Consider the following 1896-nt stretch of genomic DNA (forward strand, 5'->3'; position numbering starts at 1 on the left):
TCAGGCAGCCGCCGTCNGGGTCGGCCAGCGGCCGTTCGCCGATGGCGCGGGACAGGTCGATGACCGACAGCGGATTGCCACGCAGGGTCGCCACGCCTTTCACGTGAGGGTGCGATTCGGGCAGCTTGGTCAGCGGCGGGCAGGGGATTATCTCGCTGACCTTGAGCAGGTTGATTGCCATCAACTTGCCGCTGCGCAGGGTGAACAGCAGCAGGGACAGCGAGTCCGCGCGGGCATTTTGCGTGGCCATGGTGACCTTCGTGGGGAACAGGGGATAACCGGTTATCGGCCTGTTTTGGTCGGGCTTTAGCGGGCGTTGGGATTCTGGGGCTGCTTTGCAGCCCATCGCGACACAAGGCCGCTCCTACAGGGGATCGCGGTCCCTTGTAGGAGCGGCCTTGTGTCGCGATGGGGCGCAAAGCGCCCCCAGGATTCCAACTCAGCGCAGCCCCAGCCGACGGGCCAGACGACTAAGGTTGGCGCGGTCCAGACCAAGTTCCCGGGCAGCCGCTGCCCAGTTATCTTCGTGTCGCTGCAGGCAGGCCTTGATCACCTGGCGCTGGTAGTCGTCGACGGCTTCGCGCAGGCCCCCCTCGGGTAGCGGTGCCGCCGGCAGGGGCGCGGCAGGGGAGGGCGGGGTGCCGGGCGTTGCCGTTGCGCGCAGGTCCAGGTCGATGGCCTCCAGGGTGAGGATGCGTGGCCTGTCGGAATGCTGGCCCAGTGCCTTGAGCGCCGAGCGACCGATCAGGTGTTCCAGTTCACGCACGTTGCCCGGCCAGTCATAGGCCAGCAGCGCAGCCTGGGCCTCGCTGCTCAGGCGCAGGCTGTTCAGGCCCAGGCGCGAGCGGTTCTGTTCGAGAAAGTAGCCAGCCAGTAACAGCACATCGCGCCCACGTTCGCGCAACGGCGGCACGTGCAGCGGGTATACGCTGAGGCGGTGGTAGAAGTCGGCGCGGAAGTTGCCAGCGCGTACCTCTGCCGCCAGGTCGCGGTTAGTCGCGGCGATCAGGCGCACATCCACCCGGTGCTCGCGGTCCGAGCCCAGGCGCTGCAACTGGCCGCTCTGCAGCACCCGCAGTAGCTTGGCCTGCACCGTCAGCGGCAGTTCACCGACCTCATCGAGGAACAGCGTGCCGCCATTGGCGAGCTCGAACTTGCCACGGCGCTCGCCATGGGCGCCAGTGAAGGCACCGCGCACATGGCCGAACAGTTCGCTTTCCACCAGGGTGTCGGGCAGGGCGGCACAGTTGAGGCTTACCAACGGTTTGCCAGCGCGGTTGCTGGCCTGGTGCAGGGCCTGGGCCACCAACTCCTTGCCGACGCCGGTCTCACCGGTGATCAGCACGGTCAGGTCACTGCCACCGACCAGGCGGATTTCCTCCACCAGGCGCTTGTGCGCGGGGCTCTGGCCAATCAGCTCCTTGTCCTGGCCGCTGGCCTGGCGGTAGATCTCTGCGCGGTGGTGTTCGTCTTCCGCGCGCAGGGCCAGATGCTCGATGCGCTCAGCCACGGTGACCGTGGCGGCTGCCAGGCTGGCGAAGGCCTGCAGGGCGCCCAGCTCAAGGCTCTGGAACTGCCCGGGGGTCAGCGCATCGAGGGTAACCAGGCCCCAAGGGCGCTCGTCGACCATCAACGGGCAACCCATGCAGTCATGTACTTCCAGGTTGGCATGGGGGGCGTTGACCAGGCCGTCGTAAGGGTCGGGCAGCTCGGAATCGCTGGCGAAGCGGGTGGGTTCCGGGCTGCTGAGCAGGATCTGGAAGCGTGGGTGTTCGCTCACCCTGAAGCGCCGGCCCAGGGTATCGGGGCTCAGGCCGTCCACCGCCAGCGGCACCAGCCACTCGCCGTCCAGGCGCATCAGCGCGGCGGCATCGCAGGGCAGCAACCCACGCATGG

Annotated in this window: 2 protein-coding genes; both read right to left on the bottom strand. The window is 67.6% G+C overall.

Annotation, left to right across the window (positions count from 1 at the left end; translation table 11 throughout):
* Positions 1–250, bottom strand: a 250-nt coding sequence (locus tag JV551A3_RS06000) for a chemotaxis protein CheW (protein ID WP_205125932.1), incomplete at its 3' end; no start/stop codon positions are given.
* A gap of 189 nt (positions 251–439) precedes the next feature.
* The coding region (gene norR / locus JV551A3_RS06005) for a nitric oxide reductase transcriptional regulator NorR (protein ID WP_133978438.1) at positions 440–1896 on the bottom strand (1457 nt) is incomplete at its 5' end.

This window comes from Pseudomonas inefficax, assembly GCF_900277125.1.
In the GTDB taxonomy this organism is placed as follows: Bacteria; Pseudomonadota; Gammaproteobacteria; order Pseudomonadales; family Pseudomonadaceae; genus Aquipseudomonas; species Aquipseudomonas inefficax.